Source organism: Streptococcus sp. 9.1(2021) (assembly GCF_030466425.1).
In the GTDB taxonomy this organism is placed as follows: Bacteria; Bacillota; Bacilli; order Lactobacillales; family Streptococcaceae; genus Streptococcus; species Streptococcus wuxiensis.
The window spans coordinates 106994-128794 of sequence record NZ_JAGQFU010000003.1; the positions used below are offsets into that span (position 1 = coordinate 106994).

Consider the following 21801-nt stretch of genomic DNA (forward strand, 5'->3'; position numbering starts at 1 on the left):
TATGTTTTTTAAATTATTGAGAGAAGCACTCAAAGTTAAGCAGGTTCGATCAAAAATTTTATTTACAATTTTTATCGTATTTGTTTTTCGTATCGGTACTAGTATTACTGTACCGTGGGTAAATGCAAATAGCTTGAATGCTTTGAGTGGAGTATCCTTCTTGAATATGTTGAGCTTGGTGTCAGGGAATGCCATGAAAAACTTTTCAGTTTTTGCTCTTGGAGTTAGCCCTTACATTACAGCATCAATCGTCGTCCAACTCTTGCAAATGGATTTATTACCAAAGTTTGTGGAGTGGGGCAAACAAGGGGAAGTTGGTCGTAGAAAGTTAAACCAAGCGACTCGATACATTGCACTAGTGCTTGCATTTGTTCAATCAGTCGGTATTACTGCTGGTTTTAACGCTCTGTCTGGAGCTAAACTTTTGACTGTACCACTTACACCACAAGTTTTCCTTGTGATTGGAGGAATCTTAACAGCAGGTAGCATGATTGTAACCTGGTTGGGAGAGCAAATCACAGATAAGGGATATGGTAATGGTGTTTCAATGATTATCTTTGCAGGGATTGTTGCTTCAATTCCTGATATGGTTAAGGGCATCTACGTGGACTACTTTGTCAATGTACCAAGTAGTCGATTGACATCGTCTCTCATTTTCGTTGCCATCTTAATCATTGCTGTTTTGTTAATTGTATACTTTACAACTTACGTTGAACAAGCTAAATACAAGATTCCAATTCAGTATACAAAGGTAGCTCAAGGTGCGCCGTCAAGCTCCTATCTTCCATTGAAGATTAACCCTGCTGGGGTTATCCCAGTTATCTTTGCTAGCTCTATTACAGCAGCACCGGCAGCAATTTTACAATTCGTAAGTGCGTCTGGACTTAATTGGGAATGGGTAAAAACAGCTCAAGAGTTGGTATCTACTTCAACCCCAACAGGTGTTGCGTTGTATGCTCTGTTGATTATTCTCTTTACATTCTTCTATACATTTGTACAGATCAACCCAGAGAAAGCAGCAGAAAATTTACAAAAGAGTGGAGCTTATATCCATGGTGTCCGTCCTGGTAAAGGGACAGAAGAATATATGTCAAAACTTCTTCGTCGTCTCGCAACAGTCGGATCGATCTTCCTAGGTGTGATTTCTATCCTACCTATTGTAGCTAAAGATTTATTTGGTCTTTCAGAAGTTGTCGCTTTTGGGGGAACAAGTTTGCTAATCATTATCTCTACAGGTATCGAAGGAATTAAACAATTGGAAGGTTATCTATTGAAACGTAAGTATGTTGGTTTCTTAGATACAACAGAATAATTGTAATAGAAAATAAAATTCACTATTGCTCAGAGAGTGGAGTGTAAAAATCAAAGACATTGTCAGATTTTTATCTCCTCTCTTCTATTTTGTTTTTAAATAGGAGTTGAAATGAATTTTTGCTTCTATTTAAATACAAAAAAGGAGTTTGAATCATGAATCTTTTGATTATGGGTTTACCTGGTGCAGGTAAAGGGACACAAGCAGCGAAAATTGTTGAACAGTTTCACGTTGCCCACATCTCAACAGGTGACATGTTCCGTGCAGCAATGGCTAACCAAACTGAAATGGGTGTATTAGCTAAGTCTTATATCGATAAAGGCGAATTGGTTCCAGATGAAGTAACAAATGGAATTGTTAAAGAACGTCTTTCTCAAGATGATATTAAAGAAACTGGTTTCTTGTTGGATGGATACCCACGTACAATTGAGCAAGCTCATGCCTTAGATAAAACATTGGCTGAACTTGGAATTAAACTTGAAGGTGTTATCAACATCGAAGTAGATCCATCTTGCCTACTTGAACGTTTGAGTGGTCGTATCATTCACCGTGAAACTGGCGAAACTTTCCATAAAGTATTCAACCCACCAGTTGATTACAAAGAGGAAGATTACTACCAACGTGAAGATGATAAACCTGAGACAGTAAAACGTCGTTTGGATGTTAATATTGCTCAAGGTGAACCAATCATTGCTCACTATCGTGCTAAAGGTCTAGTACATGATATCGAAGGCAACCAAGATATCAATGATGTCTTTAAAGATATCGAAAAGGTATTGACAAATTTGAAATAAAAGCGTTTTTCAGGCTTGCAAAATGTCTTGACAAATGTTATACTGAGTTAGTCTGACTTATAATTGTTGTCTCTGTGTCTAGAGGCATCAAATCGAAATTTAGGGAGGTACTTTTGCGTGGCAAAAGACGATGTGATTGAAGTTGAAGGCAAAGTAGTCGATACGATGCCGAATGCAATGTTTACGGTTGAACTTGAAAATGGACATCAGATTTTAGCAACAGTTTCTGGTAAAATTCGTAAAAACTATATTCGTATTTTAGCGGGAGATCGTGTTACTGTTGAAATGAGTCCATATGACTTGACACGTGGACGTATCACTTACCGCTTTAAATAATCGAAAAACTTGGAGGGATAAGAAATGAAAGTAAGACCATCGGTCAAACCAATTTGCGAATACTGTAAAGTAATTCGTCGTAATGGTCGTGTTATGGTAATTTGCCCAGCAAATCCAAAACACAAACAACGTCAAGGATAAGATAGAAAGGAGAAAACATGGCTCGTATTGCTGGAGTTGATATTCCAAATGACAAACGCGTAGTTATCTCATTGACTTATGTCTATGGTATCGGACTTGCAACATCTCAAAAGATTTTGGCAGCTGCTGGAGTTTCAGAAGATATTCGTGTTCGTGACCTTACATCAGATCAAGAAGATGCTATCCGTCGTGAAGTGGATGCAATTAAAGTTGAAGGTGACCTTCGTCGTGAAGTGAACTTGAACATCAAACGTTTGATGGAAATCGGTTCATACCGTGGTATCCGTCACCGTCGTGGACTTCCTGTCCGTGGACAAAACACTAAAAACAACGCTCGCACTCGTAAAGGTAAAGCTGTTGCGATTGCTGGTAAGAAAAAATAATATAGGAGGTAAAAGTCTTGGCTAAACCAACACGTAAACGTCGTGTGAAAAAGAATATCGAATCTGGTATTGCTCATATTCACGCTACATTTAATAACACTATTGTTATGATTACTGATGTGCATGGTAATGCAATCGCTTGGTCATCAGCTGGTGCTCTTGGTTTCAAAGGTTCTCGTAAATCTACACCATTTGCTGCTCAAATGGCTTCAGAAGCTGCTGCTAAATCTGCACAAGAACACGGTCTTAAATCAGTTGAAGTTACTGTAAAAGGTCCAGGTTCTGGTCGTGAGTCAGCTATTCGTGCTCTTGCTGCCGCTGGTCTTGAAGTAACAGCAATTCGTGATGTGACTCCAGTGCCACACAATGGTGCTCGTCCTCCAAAACGTCGCCGTGTATAATCATTACCTTTACACTGCTTTTCGTTTAAGAGGGAGTAACTAAATGATCGAGTTTGAAAAACCAAATATAACAAAAATTGATGAAAATAAAGATTATGGCAAGTTTGTAATCGAACCACTAGAACGTGGATACGGTACAACACTTGGTAACTCTCTTCGTCGTGTACTTCTTGCTTCTCTTCCAGGAGCAGCTGTTACATCTATCGATATCGATGGAGTATTACATGAATTTGATACAATTCCTGGTGTTCGCGAAGACGTGATGCAAATCATTCTGAACATTAAAGGTATTGCAGTTAAATCATATGTAAAAGACGAAAAGACTATTGAACTTGATGTTGAAGGTCCTGCTGAAGTGACAGCCGGAGATATTTTAACTGACAGTGATATTGAAATCGTAAATCCAGATCATTATCTTTTCACAATCGGAGAAGGTGCTTCATTTAAAGCAACTATGACTGTAAACACTGGTCGTGGTTATGTACCTGCAGATGAAAATAAAAAAGATAATGCCCCAGTTGGAACACTTGCTGTAGATTCTATTTATACACCAGTTACAAAAGTTAACTATCAAGTTGAACCTGCTCGTGTAGGAAGCAATGATGGTTTCGACAAATTAACCCTTGAAATCTTGACAAATGGAACTATTATTCCAGAAGATGCTTTAGGGCTTTCAGCACGTATTTTGACAGAACATCTTGATTTGTTTATAAATCTTACAGAGATTGCTAAATCTGCAGAAGTGATGAAAGAAGCTGATACTGAATCGGACGACCGTATTTTGGAACGTACGATTGAGGAACTTGACTTGTCTGTACGCTCATATAACTGTTTGAAACGTGCTGGTATCAATACTGTGCATGATTTGACAGAAAAATCTGAAGCAGAGATGATGAAAGTAAGAAATCTTGGACGCAAGAGTTTGGAAGAAGTGAAACTCAAACTCATTGATTTGGGTCTTGGATTAAAAGATAAATAAAGGAGGAATACATGGCTTACCGTAAACTAGGACGCACTAGCTCACAACGTAAAGCAATGCTTCGCGATTTGACAACTGACCTTTTGATCAATGAATCAATCGTGACAACTGAAGCTCGTGCTAAAGAAATCCGTAAAACTGTTGAAAAAATGATTACTCTAGGTAAACGTGGTGATTTACATGCACGTCGTCAAGCTGCTGCTTTCGTACGTAATGAAATCGCATCTGAAAACTATGATGAAGCAACTGATAAGTACACTTCTACTACAGCACTTCAAAAATTGTTCTCAGAAATCGCACCTCGTTACGCAGAACGTAACGGTGGATACACTCGTATCCTTAAAACTGAACCACGTCGTGGTGATGCAGCGCCAATGGCGATCATCGAATTAGTATAAAATCATCAATTTTGTTGAGTGTTATGATGATGGAGCCCTGTGCTCTTAGTCTAGCTCTGGTCTACCGCTAGGACTTTTGTCCTAGCGGGAACACTCATCATAAGATGGTAGGGTAGACGCTTGTTTACGAAATTGTTTTTCTTTTAAGAACAATTTCGTAAGCAGGCGTTTTTTAGTTTTTTTGAAGTAAATATGCTATACTGAGAAAAAAGAAAAATATAGATATGGTTATTTTTCTATGATTTCAAAGATGGAGGACCAATATGAAAGCTATTATAACTGTTGTTGGAAAAGATAAGGGTGGTATTGTTGCAGGTGTTGCGACTAAGATTGCTGAATTAGGATTAAATATTGATGATATTTCACAAACTGTCTTGGATGAGTTCTTCACCATGATGGCTGTAGTATCCAGTGATGAAAAACATGATTTTACTCAACTAAGAAATGAGTTTGAAGCCTTTGGACAAACATTGAATGTCAAAATCAATATTCAGAGCGCGGCTATTTTCGATGCTATGTACAATATCTAGGAGGTGCTTATGGATATTAGACAAGTTACCGAAACTATTGCAATGATTGAAGAGCAGAATTTTGATATTCGTACCATTACCATGGGAATTTCTCTTCTTGATTGTATTGATCCAGATATTGATAAGGCTGCAGATAAAATATATGAAAAAGTTACGACTAAGGCAGCGAATTTAGTGGCTGTCGGTGATGAAATAGCCGCTGAGTTAGGTATACCTATTGTCAATAAACGTGTATCAGTAACACCGATTTCTCTAATTGGTGCTGCTACAGATGCAAGGGACTATGTACCATTAGCCAAAGCTTTAGATAGAGCAGCAAAAGAAATTGGTGTTGATTTTATTGGTGGCTTTTCTGCTTTAGTTCAAAAAGGCTACCAAAAAGGGGATGAAATACTCATCAACTCGATTCCACGTGCTTTGGCCGAGACAGACAAAGTGTGCTCGTCTGTCAATATTGGTTCAACCAAGTCAGGAATTAACATGACTGCTGTAGCTGATATGGGTCGAATTATCAAGGAGACAGCTGAGCTTTCAGATATGGGGGCTGCAAAACTTGTCGTTTTTGCCAATGCAGTTGAGGACAATCCTTTTATGGCAGGAGCCTTTCATGGTGTTGGTGAAGCTGATGTTATTATCAATGTAGGTGTTTCAGGGCCTGGTGTTGTCAAACGTGCTTTAGAAAAAGTTCGCGGCCAAAGCTTTGATGTAGTTGCTGAAACTGTTAAAAAGACAGCCTTCAAGATTACTCGGATTGGTCAATTAGTTGGCCAGATGGCTAGTGAAAGACTGGGTGTTGATTTTGGGATTGTTGATTTGAGTTTAGCACCTACTCCTGCAGTGGGGGATTCTGTAGCTCGGGTCCTGGAAGAAATGGGACTGGAAACAGTTGGGACTCATGGGACGACTGCCGCTTTAGCTCTTTTAAATGACCAAGTAAAAAAAGGCGGAGTAATGGCTTGCAACCAAGTCGGTGGTCTGTCAGGTGCTTTCATCCCAGTTTCAGAAGATGAGGGTATGATAGTAGCAGTGCAAAATGGTTCCCTAAATCTTGAGAAATTGGAAGCCATGACTGCTATCTGTTCAGTTGGATTGGATATGATTGCTATTCCAGAAGATACCCCGGCAGAAACGATTGCGGCTATGATAGCTGACGAGGCAGCAATTGGTGTCATTAACATGAAAACAACGGCCGTTCGTATCATTCCAAAGGGTAAAGAAGGCGATATGATTGAGTTTGGAGGCTTGCTGGGAACAGCCCCAGTTATGAAAGTCAATGGGGCATCATCAGTCGACTTCATTGCTCGTGGAGGTCAAATTCCAGCTCCAATTCATAGTTTTAAAAATTAATAAAAAAATGGAATGGTTTAAGGTCAATTTAAGGATAAGTGTGTATACTAGAATCATTAAATAAAGACCTCCTAACTTTATTTAATAGAAATCCTAAACTTTTTCATAATAATCTCCTACAAAAGTCGCTCGTAAGAGTGGCTTTTGTTTTGTATTCTTTAAAAAACTAGTAAAATTTCATTGATTCTGGTCAAATTTTTTAAGAATGGCTACTTTTTTCGAAGTCAAACCAGCCTAAAACCTTGCCATGATTGGCTTTTTGAAAAATTATGGTATAATAGTAGTAGTTTTATTAGATGGAGTAGAATTTTTGAGAAAAAGCTTTCGTGTAAAAAAAGAGAAAGATTTCGACGCCATATTTAAAAAGGGAGCAAGTGTAGCTAATCGAAAATTTGTTATTTATCGATTAGAAAACAATGAAACACATTTTCGAGTAGGTTTGTCAGTCAGTAAAAAATTAGGAAATGCTGTGACAAGAAACCAAATCAAGAGAAGAATCCGGCATGTTCTCATTCAAAATAGTAATCAAATTGTTGATAATGTCGATTTTGTTGTGATTGCTCGAAAAGGCGTTGAACTACTAGAATATGCAGAAATTGAAAAAAACTTACTTCATGTTTTGAGATTAGCAAAGATTTACCAGGAAGGAAATAAGAGTGAAGAAGAAATTACAATTGACTAGTTTGTTAGGTTTGTCCTTGTTGGTAATGACTGCTTGTGCAACTAGTGAAGTGTCTGCAGATTCTGCAGACTTTTGGAGTAAGCTTGTTTATTTTTTTGCTGAAACTATTCGATTTTTGTCATTTGATGTCAGCATTGGTTTAGGGATTATTCTGTTCACAGTCTTGATTAGAACAATACTGTTACCAGTCTTTCAAACACAAATGGTGGCTTCCAGAAAAACGCAAGAGGCGCAACCTCTTATCAAAGAATTGCGCGAACGTTATCCAGGTCGCGACATGGAAAGTCGTACTAAGCTAGATCAGGAAACACGTAAATTATTTAAAGAATTAGGCATTAAGCAATCTGCTTCCTTCTGGCCGCTTTTAATTCAAATGCCAATTCTATTGGCTCTTTTCCAAGCTTTATCAAACGTAGATTTTTTGAAGACAGGCCACTTTTTATGGTTCAATCTAGGTGGAGCTGATACCACTTTCGTACTACCTATTTTAGCTGCCCTATTCACCTTCCTCAGTAGCTGGCTTTCAAACAAAGCCTTGCCTGAGAAAAATGGTGCGATGACAGGTATGATGTATGGGATGCCTGTTATTATCTTCTTTTTTGCAATATCTGCTCCAAGTGGTGTCGCTCTTTACTGGGCGGTTTCAAATGCTTATCAAGTATTGCAAACTTACCTTTTGAACAACCCCTTCAAAATCATTGCAGAGCGTGAAGCTGATGTGCAAGCTAAGAAGGATTTAGAAGTTAAGAAAAGAAAAGCTCTAAAGAAAGCACAGAAAAAGAAAAAGTAAGGAGAAATCTGATAATGGTATTATTTACAGGTTCAACAGTAGAAGAAGCAATCCAAAAGGGATTGAATGAATTAAATATTCCGAGAATGAAAGCTCATATCAAAGTTGTTTCGAGAGAGAAAAAGGGATTTTTTGGACTTTTTGGTACAAAACCAGCTCAAGTTGATATCGAAGCAATCAGTGAAACAACTGTTGTAAAAGCGAATCAGCAGGCAATCAAGGGAGTTCCAAAAGAAATTAATGATCAAAATGATCCAGTTAAAACAGTCAGTGAAGCAACAGTTGATTTGGGACATGTAGTTGCAGCTATCAAGAAAATTGAAGAAGAAGGCCAAGAAATTTCTGAAGAAGTCAAGGCTGAAATTCTTAAGAATGATAAAGAAGCCAGCACGATTTTAGAAGAAACAGGCCATATTGAAGTTTTAAAAGAATTGCAACCTGAAGAAATTCAAGATGAAGTTGAGCCTGAAAAAGGCAGCGACTTAGAAAATCTTGGTTTGAAAGTCGAGCCAACATACGACACCGAAAAGGTTGTTGAAGAAGTAACCAATTATGTTCAAGCAATCATCGATGATATGGATGTTGAGGGAACTATTTCTAGCACTTCTAACCGTCGCTCTATCAACATGCAAATTGATACAAATGAGCCAGGCCGTATCATTGGTTACCATGGTAAAGTTTTGAAATCCCTTCAACTTTTGGCACAAAATTACCTCTACAATCGTTATTCAAAAACTTTCTACATTACTATCAACGTGAATGATTATGTAGAACATCGTGCAGAAGTGTTGCAGAGCTATGCCCAGAAATTGGCTACACGTGTCTTGGAAGAAGGCCGTAGTCAGATGACAGATCCAATGTCAAGCAGCGAGCGTAAAATTATCCATCGTATCATCTCACGAATGGAAGGTGTTACTAGCTACTCTGAAGGTGACGAACCAAATCGTTACGTTGTAGTTGACACAGAATAAAAAATGAAAAATCAGGGGAAACCTGATTTTTTTCTAACTAAAGAAGGAATAAAATGAAAGAAATCAAGGACTATCTTGCTTATCAAGGGGAACAGTACCGGAATCCTGAAAAAGCAGGAGCTGAAAAGGATAAAATGCTAGATCTGCGTCAAAAAGGGCAGGAAGCGCGAAAGGCATTTACTCACCTAGCGAAATGTTTTCAAGCTAGGCATTCTGATTGGAATTTACACCCAACCAGTCAATGGATGAATCAAGCGCAGAGATTACGACCACATTTCTGGGTTTATTTACAGAGAGAGGGGCATGTAACAGAGCCCATGATGGCTCTTCGTTTGTATGGAAATCAGAATAATTGGGGAATCTCTATAGAAGTCAGCTTTGTAGAGAGAAAGAAAGATGAGACTACCTTGTCAAAACAAGCTAAAATATTGGATATCCCAGTGGTTGATGGAATCTATTATTGGGTTCAGAAAAACGATGAAAGCTATAGAGTACAAGCTACTGAGGAGAATAGACAACTTTTAAGACAACAATTATCCAATCAGGAGATTCGTAAGGTTTTAGTAAAAGTTGATATTCCAGTAGCCGATGAAGATACTATAGATAAGCTTCTAGATAAACTTGATAGAGGTTTTGAAAAACTATCACCTTACTATCAAGTGACTAGAGATTAGTATAATCGGCTGAGTCATTTTATAGTAAATTGTTTTATTGCTATTCTAGGTATTTTTTCATATAATAGTAGAATAGGATATGTGATAAACTTATCACCTTAAATAGAAAGGAAATTCTATGTCAAATCTATCTGTTAATGCTATTCGTTTCTTGGGTATTGACGCTATTAATAAAGCGAATTCAGGTCACCCAGGGGTGGTAATGGGTGCAGCACCGATGGCTTACAGCCTTTTCACTAAAGAACTTCGTATCAATCCAGCTCAACCAAACTGGATCAACCGCGACCGTTTTATTCTTTCAGCGGGTCACGGATCAATGCTTCTCTATGCCCTTCTTCACCTTTCTGGATTTGAAGATGTGAGCATGGATGAAGTGAAGAGCTTCCGTCAATGGGGTTCTAAAACTCCAGGTCACCCAGAATTTGGTCATACAGCAGGGGTTGATGCAACAACAGGTCCTCTAGGACAAGGGATTGCGACTGCGACAGGTTTTGCACAAGCAGAACGTTTCCTTGCAGCCAAGTATAACCGCGAAGGCTATAACATCTTTGATCACTACACATATGTTATCTGTGGAGATGGTGACTTGATGGAAGGTGTATCAAGTGAAGCTGCTTCTTATGCAGGTTTGCAGAAACTTGACAAATTGGTTGTTCTCTATGATTCAAATGATATCAACTTGGACGGTGAGACAAAAGATTCATTCACAGAGAGTGTTCGCGATCGTTACAATGCTTACGGTTGGCATACAGCCTTGGTTGAAGATGGGACAGACTTAGAAGCTATTCAAGCTGCTATTGAAGAAGCTAAGGCTTCAGGGAAACCATCTTTAATTGAAGTGAAAACTGTTATTGGTTATGGTTCCCCAAACAAACAAGGAACTAATGCCGTACACGGTGCTCCTCTTGGTGCAGACGAAACTGCTGCAACTCGTCAAGCCCTTGGTTGGGACTACGAACCATTTGAAATCCCAGCAGAAGTTTATGCTGATTTCAAAGAAAATGTTGCGGACCGAGGTGCATCAGCATATGAAGCATGGACAAAACTAGTTACAGATTATAAAGAAGCTTACCCAGAGCTTGCTGCAGAAGTGGAAGCCATCATCGAAGGACGTGATCCAGTTGAATTGACTCCAGAAGACTTCCCAGCTTTAGAAAATGGCTTCTCTCAAGCAACTCGTAACTCAAGCCAAGATGCTTTAAATGTAGTGGCTGCTAAATTGCCAACCTTCCTTGGTGGATCAGCTGACCTTGCTCATTCAAATATGACTTACATCAAAACTGACGGACTTCAGGACGATGCAAATCGCTTGAACCGTAATATCCAATTTGGTGTTCGTGAATTTGCAATGGGTACAGTTTTGAACGGAATGGCTCTTCACGGTGGACTTCGAGTTTACGGTGGAACTTTCTTCGTCTTCTCAGATTACCTTAAAGCTGCAGTTCGTTTGTCAGCCCTACAAGGTCTTCCTGTAACCTATGTCTTCACCCACGATTCAATCGCAGTTGGTGAAGATGGACCAACTCATGAACCAATTGAGCACTTGGCAGGACTTCGTGCGATTCCAAATCTCAACGTTTTCCGTCCAGCAGATGCGCGTGAAACTCAAGCAGCTTGGTACCTCGCAGTGAAGAGTGAGAAAACACCAACTGCCCTTGTCTTGACTCGTCAAAACTTGACTGTTGAGGAAGGAACTGACTTTAATAAGGTTGCGAAAGGTGCTTATGTTGTCTATGAAAATGCAGCAGACTTTGACACGATTTTGATTGCAACAGGTTCAGAAGTGAACCTAGCTGTTTCAGCTGCTAAAGAATTGGCAAGTCAAGGTGGAAAAGTTCGCGTAGTTAGCATGCCATCTACGGATGTCTTTGATGCACAAGATGCCGCATACAAAGAAGAAATCCTACCAAACGCAGTTCGTCGCCGTGTGGCGGTTGAAATGGGAGCGACTCAAAACTGGTACAAATATGTTGGTCTTGATGGAGCAGTTCTCGGTATTGATACCTTTGGAGCATCTGCCCCAGCTTCAAAAGTGTTGGCAGAGTATGGATTTACAGTTGAAAACTTAGTAGAACTTGTAAACAACTTGAAATAAGAAAAATCAGAGCTTTGCTCTGGTTTTTTATTGGCCTAAAACTAAGGTGCAATCTTGTAAAAAATAGTGAAATTTGATATAGTAGTTTTATCTGAATTACAAAGGAGAAAATACAATGAATGCAAATTTAACATTTGTGATTATGCTTGTAGGAATGTTTGCCTTGATGTTCTTTATGCAACGTTCTCAAAAGAAACAAGCTGAAAAACGCATGGAGAGTCTAAATAAACTTCAAAAAGGCTATGAAGTCATTACCATCGGTGGTTTATACGGTACAGTTGATGAAGTTGATACCGAAAACAGAACGATCGTACTTGATGTAGACGGAGTTTACTTGACTTTTGAACTTGGAGCTATCAAATCTGTCTTGCCGCTTAAAGAGGCTGTTACATCAGAAGGTACAGTTGTCGATGGTGAAAGCGCGATTGAAGAATAAAACGGGGTGGATCTCATACCCCTTTTTCTATGAATATGGGGAACAATAATGAAGAAAGTTGTTTTTGTATGTCTTGGTAATATTTGCCGTAGTCCTATGGCAGAATTTGTTATGAAATCTTTAACCGATGATTATGAGATTGAAAGTAGAGCAACTTCTTTTTGGGAACATGGCAATCCAATTCACAAAGGAACTCAGAAAATTTTTAAAGCTCACGAGATTCCTTACGATTCATCAAAAACATCACAGCAAATTTCTAAGGATGATTTTGAGTATTTTGATTATGTCATTGGGATGGACGAGTCCAATCTTCTAGATTTGACTCGAATGTGTCCACAAGACCAACAATACAAGCTAGAGACATTTGCTTCTGAGGGTGTTCCTGATCCATGGTATACAGGTGATTTTGATGAAACTTACGATCGAGTTTTAACTGGTTGCCAAGCTTGGCTAACACGTTTAGAAAATGAGGCAAAAAATGGATAATTTAAAGAAATTCTATGATAAGTACAGTGTCTATATAACGCGTCCTCGTTTGGAAATTGCAACAGTAGTAGTCATAGCTCTTTGTGCTATATTTGTATTTGTAGGGAATATGCCTAAGCAAGGAGTTTTGAAACTGGATGGCGATTCACTTGTATATGATGGAAGTATTGTTCGTGGAAAGATGAATGGCAAAGGCACAATGACCTTCTCAAATGGCGACACTTATACTGGTGAATTTAAAAATGGAGCATTTAACGGTAAAGGAACCTACCAAGCTAAAGAGGGCTGGGTTTATGAAGGTGACTTTGTTAATGGCCAAGCTGAAGGAAAAGGAAAACTGACTACAGAGCAAGAAGTTGTCTATGAAGGTGACTTTAAACAAGGGCTCTTCCAACAAGCACAATAACCTCCTCTTAGAGGGGGTTATATACCACACCTATAGAAAGCGCTTACATGGAAATTGAGATGCCTTTCAATGCCTTTTTACAATGAAGTTTGTGAAAAATAAAAGTTTTATGGGATTATTCACAAAGTATAAGCTAAAAAGCGTATGGGTAGGGCTGTGCAAAATTATTTTCACAAGCGAATAAAAAAAGTTTGTGAAATTTCTATGAAACTGTTTACAAATCTTGAAAAAAGAGTTATAATAAGATTGTGAAAAAATTAACAAAGGACTTACAATCCTTGAAAGCTATGGAGGAAAATATGGCTGATAAAAAAACTGTAACACCAGAGGAAAAGAAACTCGCTGCTGAAAAGCATGTCGATGGTTTGGTGCAAAAAGCTTTGGTTGCCCTTGAAGAAATGCGTAAACTCGACCAAGATCAAGTCGATTATATCGTAGCAAAAGCTTCAGTTGCAGCTCTTGATGCCCACGGGGAATTGGCTTTACATGCCTTTGAAGAAACAGGACGTGGAGTATTTGAAGATAAAGCGACTAAAAACCTATTTGCTTGTGAGCACGTGGTAAATAACATGCGCCACACTAAAACAGTTGGTGTTATCGAAGAAGATGATGTAACAGGATTGACTCTTATCGCTGAACCGGTTGGTGTTGTTTGTGGTATCACTCCAACAACTAACCCAACTTCAACAGCAATCTTTAAAGCTTTGATTTCATTGAAGACTCGTAATCCTATTGTCTTTGCGTTCCACCCGTCAGCTCAAGAATCATCAGCTCACGCTGCTCAAATCGTGCGTGATGCAGCGATTAAAGCAGGAGCTCCTGAAAACTGTGTTCAGTGGATTACTGAACCATCTATGGAAGCAACTAGCGCATTGATGAACCACGAAGGTGTTGCAACAATCCTTGCAACAGGTGGGAATGCCATGGTTAAAGCTGCATACTCATGTGGAAAACCAGCTCTTGGGGTAGGTGCCGGAAACGTTCCTGCTTATGTTGAAAAATCAGCTAATATTCGCCAAGCTGCTCACGATATCGTAATGTCTAAATCATTTGATAATGGTATGGTCTGTGCATCTGAACAAGCGGTTATTATTGATAAAGAAATTTATGATGAATTTGTAGCAGAGTTCAAATCTTACCACACTTACTTTGTAAACAAAAAAGAAAAAGCTCTTCTTGAAGAGTTCTGCTTCGGCGTGAAAGCAAACAGCAAAAACTGTGCTGGTGCAAAATTGAACGCTGACATCGTTGGTAAACCAGCAACTTGGATTGCAGAACAAGCAGGATTTACTGTCCCAGAAGGAACAAACATTCTTGCTGCAGAATGTAAAGAAGTTGGTGAAAACGAGCCATTGACTCGTGAAAAATTGTCACCAGTTATCGCAGTTTTGAAATCTGAAAGCCGTGAAGATGGTATTTCTAAAGCTCGTCAAATGGTTGAATTTAACGGTCTTGGACACTCAGCAGCTATCCATACAGCTGATGAAGAATTGACTAAAGAATTTGGTAAAGCTGTTAAAGCTATTCGTGTTATCTGTAACTCACCTTCTACTTTCGGTGGTATCGGGGATGTTTATAATGCCTTCTTGCCATCATTGACACTCGGATGTGGTTCTTACGGACGTAACTCAGTTGGGGATAACGTTAGCGCCATTAACCTCTTGAATATCAAAAAAGTCGGAAGACGGAGAAATAACATGCAATGGATGAAACTTCCTTCAAAAACATACTTTGAACGTGATTCAATTCAATACCTTCAAAAATGTCGTGACGTTGAGCGTGTCATGATCGTTACTGACCACGCTATGGTAGAGCTTGGCTTCCTTGATCGTATCATCGAACAACTTGACCTTCGTCGCAATAAGGTTGTTTACCAAATCTTTGCAGATGTAGAGCCAGATCCAGATATCACTACAGTTGAACGTGGTACTGAGATTATGCGTTCCTTCAAACCAGATACAATCATTGCTCTTGGTGGTGGATCACCAATGGACGCTGCTAAAGTAATGTGGCTCTTCTACGAGCAACCAGAAGTGGACTTCCGTGACCTTGTACAAAAATTCATGGATATCCGTAAACGTGCCTTCAAATTCCCATTGCTTGGTAAGAAGACTAAATTCATTGCTATCCCAACTACATCTGGTACAGGATCTGAAGTAACTCCATTTGCCGTTATCTCTGATAAAGCAAACAACCGTAAATACCCAATCGCTGACTACTCATTGACACCAACTGTGGCAATCGTAGACCCTGCCTTGGTATTGACAGTTCCTGGATTTGTTGCCGCTGATACTGGTATGGACGTATTGACTCACGCGACTGAAGCTTACGTATCACAAATGGCTAGCGACTACACTGACGGTCTTGCTCTTCAAGCGATCAAACTCGTTTTTGAAAACCTTGAAAGCTCAGTTAAGAATGCGGACTTCCACTCACGTGAGAAAATGCATAACGCTTCAACTATTGCTGGTATGGCCTTTGCTAATGCCTTCCTAGGTATTTCTCACTCAATGGCTCACAAGATTGGTGCACAATTCCACACAGTTCACGGACGTACAAATGCAATCTTGCTTCCATACGTTATCCGTTACAATGGTACTCGCCCAGCTAAGACAGCTACATGGCCTAAGTACAACTACTACCGTGCAGATGAGAAATATCAAGATATCGCTCGTATGCTTGGACTTCCAGCTTCTACTCCAGAAGAAGGGGTTGCATCTTTTGCTAAAGCTGTTTACGAACTCGGTGAGCGCGTAGGTATCGAAATGAACTTCAAAGCACAAGGTGTTGACGAGAAAGAATGGAAAGAACATTCACGTGAATTGGCCTTCCTTGCTTATGAAGATCAATGTTCACCTGCAAACCCACGTCTTCCAATGGTTGACCATATGCAAGAAATCATCGAAGATGCTTACTATGGTTACAAAGAAAGACCAGGACGTCTTAAATAATTGATTATCAGTCAGAGGCAGGAGTAATCCTGTCTCTTTTTATAGTTTTTCAAAATAGAAGAGGTTAAAAGTTTAACAAAAAAGTTTAGTAAATAACTGTAAAGATGTATGTTGATAGACTTTTGACAAAGGGAATCTATATAAAATTGTGTATCTAGAAAGTAGAAAACTGAAGTGAAAATCAACGTCAGCGCTTGCAATAAAACTAAAATAGTTATATAATAGGTTTGTTGAAAGGTGATTTGTAGTGATTCAAGTTACTCTTTTCACAATAAAATTTTCATGATTTTCATAAGGAGGAAATCACTAATGGTAGTTAAAGTTGGTATTAACGGTTTCGGTCGTATCGGTCGTCTTGCTTTCCGTCGTATCCAAAACGTAGAAGGTGTTGAAGTTACTCGCATCAACGACCTTACAGATCCAGTTATGCTTGCACACTTGTTGAAATATGACACAACTCAAGGTCGTTTCGACGGAACTGTGGAAGTTAAAGAAGGTGGATTCGAAGTTAACGGTAAATTCGTTAAAGTTTCTGCTGAACGTGATCCAGAACAAATCGACTGGGCTAACGACGGTGTAGAAATCGTTCTTGAAGCGACTGGTTTCTTTGCTAAGAAAGAAGCTGCTGAAAAACACTTGCATGCAGGTGGCGCTAAGAAAGTTGTTATCACTGCTCCTGGTGGAAACGATGTTAAAACAGTTGTATTTAACACTAACCACGATGTTCTTGATGGAACTGAAACAGTTATCTCAGGTGCTTCATGTACTACAAACTGCTTGGCTCCAATGGCTAAAGCTCTTCAAGATAACTTCGGTGTTGTAGAAGGATTGATGACTACTATCCACGCTTACACTGGTGACCAAATGATCCTTGACGGACCACACCGTGGTGGTGACCTTCGTCGTGCTCGCGCTGGTGCTGCAAACATCGTTCCTAACTCAACTGGTGCTGCTAAAGCTATCGGTCTTGTAATTCCAGAATTGAATGGTAAACTTGACGGATCTGCACAACGCGTTCCAACTCCAACTGGATCAGTTACTGAATTGGTAGCTGTTCTTGAAAAGAACGTTACTGTTGACGAAGTGAACGCAGCTATGAAAGCAGCTTCAAACGAATCATACGGTTACACAGAAGATCCAATCGTATCTTCAGATATCGTAGGTATGTCATACGGTTCATTGTTTGACGCAACTCAAACTAAAGTTCTTGACGTTGACGGTAAACAATTGGTTAAAGTTGTATCATGGTACGACAACGAAATGTCATACACTGCACAACTTGTACGTACTCTTGAATACTTCGCAAAAATTGCTAAATAATTTCTGAGTCGAAAAAGCAAGACCTATTGGTCTTGCTTTTTTAGTATTAGTGAAGAAAAATGGATGATTTTATCATCCATTTTGTTTTAATTCTCTTTCAAATGTATCTGAGAGTGTGGTAAAGCATAATTGTTTTAAAGTCAGAGGGTGGATAAAGGATAGTTTAAATGCGTGCAGCATTAGTCTCTTGTTTTTTGAGTGTGGGTTGTAGAGAGGGTCTCCGAGGATTGGATGTCCGTGGTGAGATAGATGGACTCGGATCTGATGGGTTCGTCCTGTTTTTAATTTGCAACGAACGAGACTGGTTTTGTTTTGAAATTGTTTTAACCGATTTACGTGGGTTTCGGCGTATTGACCATTTTTTTGATCCACAACTCTTTTTCTACGATCGTGGCGATTGCGACCTATTTTATCACGGAAAATCAAGTCCTTAGCCTCTAATCTTCCATCAACCAGAGCCCAGTATTCTCGAGAAATCTCTTTCTTTTCTAATAAGCGATTAAGGATAGGAAGAATGAATGGATTCTTAGCAAACAATATGAGACCACTTGTTTCCATATCTAGTCTATGAACAACATAGCAGGTTTGGCCGGCATAGGCACTGACATGATTGAGAAGAGCTATCTCGTCTGGCTGGTTTCCATGTGTCTTCATACCCTCAGGTTTATTGACGATAATTAAATGTTGGTCTTGATAGACTTCTTCGACAAGTTTGGGATTTCCCCATAGAATTTTTTTTGTAGGATAATCTTCCTCGTCGAAAATCAATTGGCACTCATCTCCAGCCTTGACCGTTTGATGCCAGTGGACTTCTTCTTGATTAATGAGGATGTGTTTCTTGATTCTCAAAAAGTGCCTTATTTTTCTAGGTATTAACAGCTGTTCTTCTAGAAAATGTTTGACAGTCATTTCGGGTAGAGAGTTGGGGATCGTAAAGGTAAATTTCATACTGATATTGTAACAAAAATCAATTTATTTGGACAGGGGAACTAGCAAAATTCTTGTCTTCCTATGGGGAAGATGATAAAATATACGCATGAAATTAGATACCTTATTTGAAAAATTTCTTTCCTTATTTAAGAAAGAAGAATCTGAAATTGAAGAAACAGAAATGAATGAAGTCGAACAAGAAGAAAATGTGTCGAGCAACTTACGCCGTTCAAGAGCAGGGCGAAAGAAATCTGGGGCAGTTGGTCCTATTCGAAAATTTTGGCGTCGCTACCATTTGACAAAAATCTTTTTGATTCTTGGGCTCAGTGCTAGCTTGTTTGTTGGAGTCTATTTGTTTGCTCTAGCAAAATCGACAAATGTTACTGACTTACAAAACGCTTTAAAAACTCGCACTCTGATTTTTGACAGAGAGGAAAAAGAAGCAGGCGCCCTGTCAGGTCAAAAAGGCACCTATGTCGAACTTTCGGACATCAGTGAAGATTTACAAAATGCCGTCATTGCTACCGAGGATAGAAGTTTCTATAAGAACGATGGTATTAACTATGCTCGTTTTTTCCTAGCGATAGTGACGGCTGGACGCTCAGGTGGTGGTTCTACAATTACTCAGCAGTTGGCGAAAAATGCCTATCTTTCTCAGGACCAAACTGTTCAGAGAAAGGCAAAAGAGTTCTTTCTAGCTTTAGAGCTGACTAAAAAGTATAGCAAGAAAGAGATTCTGGCTATGTACTTGAACAATGCCTACTTCGGAAATGGGGTTTGGGGTGTTGAAGATGCAAGTAAAAAATACTTTGGGGTTTCAGCTTCTCAACTGACGCTTGATGAAGCTGCAACTTTAGCCGGAATGCTCAAAGGGCCAGAATTGTATAACCCTTTGAATTCTATTGAAGATTCTACTAATCGTAGAGACACCGTTCTCCAAAACATGGTCGCTGCTGGCTATATTGATAAAGACAAAGAAGCGGAAGCTTCGGGTGTTGACATGGCCTCTCAACTGCAAGATGCTTATGAAGGTAAAGTTTCAGACTACCGATATCCATCCTATTTTGATGCTGTTGTTAATGAAGCAATTGAAAAATATAATTTAACTGAAGAAGAAATTGTGAACAACGGCTATCGTATATACACGGAATTAGATCAGAATTACCAGGCTAATATGCAGGTCATTTATGAAAATACAGCTCTCTTTCCAACCGCAGAAGATGGAACTCATGCTGAGTCGGGCAGTGTTGCTCTAGAACCAAAAACAGGAGGAGTTCGAGGAGTTGTTGGTCGTGTAGCAGGAGATGATAAAGCTGGTTTCCGAAATTTCAACTATGCAACTCAATCAAAAAGAAGCCCAGGTTCAACTATTAAGCCCTTAGTTGTCTATACCCCAGCAGTCGAAGCTGGTTGGCCTCTAAATAAAGAGTTGGACAATCATACTATGGAGTATGGTGATTACAAGGTAGATAACTACGCAGGAATTAAAACATCTCCAGAAGTTCCAATGTACCAAGCTTTAGCTGAATCCCTAAACCTTCCTGCAGTAGCCACGGTTAAGGAACTTGGTATTGACAAGGCTTTTGAATCAGGCGAAAGATTCGGGCTTAACTTAACCAATGTAGATCGTGTGTTGGGTGTTGCACTGGGCGGTGGTGTGGAAACTAGTCCACTGCAAATGGCGCAAGCTTATGCAGCATTTGCGAACGAAGGTTTGATGCCTGAAGCACATTTCATTACACGTATTGAAAATGCAAGTGGTCAACTCATTGCTACTCATAAGAATTCTCAAAAACGAGTGATAGATAAATCCGTAGCGGATAAAATGACTAGCATGATGCTAGGGACATTCACAAACGGTACAGGGATAAGTTCATCACCAGATGGTTATGTTATGGCCGGGAAAACAGGTACAACAGAAGCAGCCTTCAACCCGGTGTATACGAGTGACCAGTGGGTTATCGGCTATACGCCAGATGTAGTCATTAGTCACTGGCTTGGTTTCCCGACAACCGATGAAAATCATTATCTAGCAGGTTCGACATCAAATGGCGCCGCTCATATTTTTAGAAGTATGGCAGAAACAATTCTTCCTTATACACCAGGAAGTACATTTACAGTTGAAAATGCCTATAAAATAAATGGGATTGCTCCTGAAAATGTTCCGAATCAGTCAGCTAACAATGGTGGAGGGCAGTCAAATGAATCTATAAGTGACATTCAAAGTCGAGCCCAGAACCTTATTGATGAAGCAGAAAAAGCTATTTCAGATGCAAAAATTAAAGAAAAGGCAAAAACCGTCTGGGATACAATTGTAGATTTGTTCCAATAATTTTTTTAAGAGACAAGAGCATAACTCTTGTCTCTTTTTATATCCTAAAAAGTCTAAAAAGATATCCCAACGAAATATCAAACATTCAAAAAAATAAAATCAGGCAAGATAAATAACAAAATAGAAGAAATATCATAATTCGTCTCTACCTTTGCTATACTAATGGCAGAAAAGGAGAACGACTATGTTAGACATGAATTACCACGAAGTAAAAGCTATTGTACATAAGTGTAGAAAAGAATACTACCTTCATTTATGGGAAAAAGAAGATTGGGATCAAGAGGGAATGATTTGCCTACATGAATTATTAGAAAATCACCCTGATTTTAAGGAAAATAAAAATAAGGAATTTTATACCTACTTCAAAACAAAGTTTCGAAATCGAATTTTGGATGCAGTTCGAAAACAAGAAAGTTACAAAAGAAGATTAGATCGACAAGCTTATGAAGAAGTGAGCGAGATTAGCCATCGATTAGGCGAAGGGGGGCTGTTGATAGATGAGTCTTACGCATTGCAAGAAGTGCTTAAAGAGTATCGAGCAGGATTAGGAAAAGAAAAACTGGAGTTATTTGAACGATTGTTAGCTGATGAGCGATTCAAAGGAAGAAAAGCAATGTTGAAAGAACTAAAACATGTGCTAAGAGATTTTTCTCCAAAAAGATAAAAAACAAATCAAACTAGTTGACAGAATTCTAAAAGTGGGTATAATAGAAAGAGTTAAAAAGCTCAGGTCCGTTGGTCAAGGGGTTAAGACACCGCCTTTTCACGGCGGTAACACGGGTTCGAATCCCGTACGGACTATGAGTGTATTGCAGTTGATGGAAATAGGATTTAAAAAAAGTTAAAAAACCTGTTGACAGAGAAAATTGACTGTGATATACTAATATAGTTGTCGTAAGCACGACAAAGACCTTTGAAAACTGAACAAGACGAACCAATGTGCAGGGCACTATAACTTAAGGTTATAGTACTGAACAATGAAAAAACAATAAATCTGTCAGTGACAGAAATGAGTGAGAACTCAAACTTTTAATGAGAGTTTGATCCTGGCTCAGGACGAACGCTGGCGGCGTGCCTAATACATGCAAGTAGAACGCTGAAGCTTGG

23 protein-coding genes, 1 tRNA gene and 1 rRNA gene are annotated in these 21801 nt (G+C 39.1%); 24 read left to right on the top strand and 1 reads right to left on the bottom strand.

The features are described from left to right. Position 1 precedes the first annotated feature (1 nt). From secY to gap, 20 genes are all read left to right on the top strand, one after another. Positions 2 to 1312, top strand: coding sequence for a preprotein translocase subunit SecY (secY, locus tag KBU52_RS08355; RefSeq protein ID WP_254724756.1), 1311 nt, complete (start codon positions 2 to 4; stop codon positions 1310 to 1312). A gap of 155 nt (positions 1313 to 1467) precedes the next feature. Continuing rightward, positions 1468 to 2106, top strand: coding sequence for an adenylate kinase (locus KBU52_RS08360; RefSeq protein WP_004251114.1), 639 nt, complete (start codon positions 1468 to 1470; stop codon positions 2104 to 2106). 117 nt (positions 2107 to 2223) lie between these two features. Continuing rightward, a complete protein-coding gene (gene infA, locus KBU52_RS08365) occupies positions 2224 to 2442 on the top strand; it encodes a translation initiation factor IF-1 (RefSeq protein WP_001029883.1) in 219 nt (72 codons plus the stop codon). Positions 2443 to 2466: 24 nt separating this feature from the next. Beyond that, positions 2467 to 2583, top strand: a complete 117-nt coding sequence (gene rpmJ / locus KBU52_RS08370) for a 50S ribosomal protein L36 (protein WP_001808836.1) — start codon at positions 2467 to 2469, stop codon at positions 2581 to 2583. Positions 2584 to 2600: 17 nt separating this feature from the next. Further along, the gene (rpsM, locus tag KBU52_RS08375; protein ID WP_004251117.1) at positions 2601 to 2966 is read left to right on the top strand and encodes a 30S ribosomal protein S13; all 366 of its coding nucleotides are present in this window, start codon (positions 2601 to 2603) and stop codon (positions 2964 to 2966) included. Positions 2967 to 2983: 17 nt separating this feature from the next. Next, positions 2984 to 3367 carry a 30S ribosomal protein S11 gene (gene rpsK / locus KBU52_RS08380; RefSeq protein ID WP_001118385.1) on the top strand — a complete coding sequence of 128 codons (384 nt, stop codon included), beginning with the start codon at positions 2984 to 2986 and terminating at the stop codon, positions 3365 to 3367. 43 nt (positions 3368 to 3410) lie between these two features. Then, the gene (locus tag KBU52_RS08385) at positions 3411 to 4346 is read left to right on the top strand and encodes a DNA-directed RNA polymerase subunit alpha (protein WP_254724755.1); all 936 of its coding nucleotides are present in this window, start codon (positions 3411 to 3413) and stop codon (positions 4344 to 4346) included. An 11-nt stretch (positions 4347 to 4357) separates the two neighbouring features. After that, the gene (gene rplQ / locus KBU52_RS08390; protein WP_000331493.1) at positions 4358 to 4744 is read left to right on the top strand and encodes a 50S ribosomal protein L17; all 387 of its coding nucleotides are present in this window, start codon (positions 4358 to 4360) and stop codon (positions 4742 to 4744) included. 263 nt (positions 4745 to 5007) lie between these two features. Beyond that, positions 5008 to 5274 carry an ACT domain-containing protein gene (locus KBU52_RS08395; RefSeq protein WP_006149010.1) on the top strand — a complete coding sequence of 89 codons (267 nt, stop codon included), beginning with the start codon at positions 5008 to 5010 and terminating at the stop codon, positions 5272 to 5274. Positions 5275 to 5283: 9 nt separating this feature from the next. Further along, a complete protein-coding gene (locus tag KBU52_RS08400) occupies positions 5284 to 6621 on the top strand; it encodes a PFL family protein (protein ID WP_254724754.1) in 1338 nt (445 codons plus the stop codon). 310 nt (positions 6622 to 6931) lie between these two features. Continuing rightward, positions 6932 to 7303 (top strand): ribonuclease P protein component, encoded by a 372-nt coding sequence (rnpA, locus tag KBU52_RS08405; RefSeq protein ID WP_178895568.1) that lies wholly within the window; start codon positions 6932 to 6934, stop codon positions 7301 to 7303. Then, the gene (locus KBU52_RS08410; protein ID WP_254724753.1) at positions 7278 to 8093 is read left to right on the top strand and encodes a YidC/Oxa1 family membrane protein insertase; all 816 of its coding nucleotides are present in this window, start codon (positions 7278 to 7280) and stop codon (positions 8091 to 8093) included. Before rnpA ends, KBU52_RS08410 begins: the two co-directional genes overlap by 26 nt. A 14-nt stretch (positions 8094 to 8107) precedes the next feature. Continuing rightward, positions 8108 to 9064, top strand: coding sequence for an RNA-binding cell elongation regulator Jag/EloR (jag, locus tag KBU52_RS08415; protein WP_070677854.1), 957 nt, complete (start codon positions 8108 to 8110; stop codon positions 9062 to 9064). 53 nt (positions 9065 to 9117) lie between these two features. Further along, positions 9118 to 9738: a ribonuclease P gene (locus KBU52_RS08420; protein WP_247913028.1), complete on the top strand. Its 621-nt coding sequence runs from the start codon at positions 9118 to 9120 to the stop codon at positions 9736 to 9738. A 118-nt stretch (positions 9739 to 9856) separates the two neighbouring features. Beyond that, positions 9857 to 11833 (top strand): transketolase, encoded by a 1977-nt coding sequence (gene tkt, locus KBU52_RS08425; protein ID WP_254724752.1) that lies wholly within the window; start codon positions 9857 to 9859, stop codon positions 11831 to 11833. Between the two features lie 115 nt (positions 11834 to 11948). Then, a complete protein-coding gene (gene yajC / locus KBU52_RS08430; RefSeq protein WP_004251136.1) occupies positions 11949 to 12269 on the top strand; it encodes a preprotein translocase subunit YajC in 321 nt (106 codons plus the stop codon). A 48-nt stretch (positions 12270 to 12317) separates the two neighbouring features. Beyond that, entirely contained in the window at positions 12318 to 12755 is a 438-nt protein-coding gene (locus KBU52_RS08435; protein ID WP_254724751.1) for a low molecular weight protein-tyrosine-phosphatase, read from the top strand. Further along, a complete protein-coding gene (locus KBU52_RS08440) occupies positions 12748 to 13161 on the top strand; it encodes an MORN repeat-containing protein (RefSeq protein ID WP_024056349.1) in 414 nt (137 codons plus the stop codon). The genes KBU52_RS08435 and KBU52_RS08440 overlap by 8 nt, the downstream gene beginning before the upstream one ends. A 299-nt stretch (positions 13162 to 13460) precedes the next feature. Then, the gene (gene adhE, locus KBU52_RS08445) at positions 13461 to 16112 is read left to right on the top strand and encodes a bifunctional acetaldehyde-CoA/alcohol dehydrogenase (protein WP_254724750.1); all 2652 of its coding nucleotides are present in this window, start codon (positions 13461 to 13463) and stop codon (positions 16110 to 16112) included. A gap of 309 nt (positions 16113 to 16421) precedes the next feature. Further along, a complete protein-coding gene (gene gap / locus KBU52_RS08450) occupies positions 16422 to 17432 on the top strand; it encodes a type I glyceraldehyde-3-phosphate dehydrogenase (RefSeq protein ID WP_004251141.1) in 1011 nt (336 codons plus the stop codon). A gap of 72 nt (positions 17433 to 17504) precedes the next feature. Here the strand turns inward: gap and KBU52_RS08455 are convergent, their stop codons facing one another. Continuing rightward, a complete protein-coding gene (locus tag KBU52_RS08455; protein ID WP_301798924.1) occupies positions 17505 to 18380 on the bottom strand; it encodes an RluA family pseudouridine synthase in 876 nt (291 codons plus the stop codon). 88 nt (positions 18381 to 18468) lie between these two features. On the opposite strand from KBU52_RS08455, the gene pbp2a reads away from it, so the two are divergent. The 4 genes from pbp2a to KBU52_RS08475 form a co-directional block, all read left to right on the top strand. After that, a complete protein-coding gene (pbp2a, locus tag KBU52_RS08460) occupies positions 18469 to 20694 on the top strand; it encodes a penicillin-binding protein PBP2A (protein WP_254724749.1) in 2226 nt (741 codons plus the stop codon). A 184-nt stretch (positions 20695 to 20878) separates the two neighbouring features. Next, entirely contained in the window at positions 20879 to 21358 is a 480-nt protein-coding gene (locus KBU52_RS08465; protein WP_036756170.1) for a sigma factor, read from the top strand. Between the two features lie 65 nt (positions 21359 to 21423). Next, a tRNA-Glu gene (locus KBU52_RS08470) sits at positions 21424 to 21495 on the top strand. A gap of 227 nt (positions 21496 to 21722) precedes the next feature. Next, positions 21723 to 21801: ribosomal RNA gene (locus KBU52_RS08475) — 16S ribosomal RNA — on the top strand; the annotation flags it as partial.